The organism is Caulobacter sp. 05L422 (genome assembly GCF_056397765.1).
On sequence record NZ_JBFTOB010000052.1, the window covers coordinates 1 to 680 of the forward strand.

Genomic DNA, 680 nt, shown 5'->3' on the forward strand with positions numbered 1-680 from the left:
CTGGGCGAGGTCGAGGCCGCCCTGCGCGCCCACCCCGCCGTCGCCGAGGCCGTGGTGACGGCCCAGGACCAGCGGCTGGCGGCCTATGTGCGCACCGAGGACGCCTTGGCGATCCCGCCGGCGACGCTGAGGTCCTGGCTGCAGGAGCGTCTGCCCGACTACATGATCCCCTCGGTGTTCATCACCCTGGAGGCCATGCCGCTGACGCCCAGCGGCAAGGTCGATCGCAAGGCCCTGCCCAAGCCGGGACTGGAGGCGGTCAAGGCCGCGGCGCCGGCGACCTCGGCCGAGGCCCTGGTGGCGCGGGCCTTCTCGGAGGTGCTGGGGATCGGGCCGGTCGGGGCCCATGACCACTTCTTCGAATTGGGCGGCCATTCGCTGCTGGCCATGCGGCTGGTGGCGCGGCTGCGGGAGGAAGCGGCCGTGGAGCTGCCGGTGGAGGCGGTGTTCTCGGCGCCGACGGTGGCGGCCATGGCCCAGCGGCTGCTGGAGGCCAAGGGCTCGACCCTGTCGCCGCTGACGCCGACGGTGCGGTCGGTGACGGGCTCGGCGCTGTCGTTCGCGCAGGAGCGGCTGTGGCTGGTGGAGCATCTGGGTGATGTTGGCGGGGCGTACAACGTGCCGGTGGCGGTGCGTTTGAGCGGGGAGCTGGATGTTGTGGCGCTGTCGAGGGCGCTGGA

1 protein-coding gene is annotated in these 680 nt (G+C 72.8%); it reads left to right on the forward strand.

Going from position 1 to position 680, the window contains the following annotated elements; translation table 11 throughout:
* A partial coding sequence (locus AC1DMQ_RS25775; protein ID WP_477036373.1) for a phosphopantetheine-binding protein occupies positions 1 to 680 on the forward strand: 680 nt, incomplete at both ends.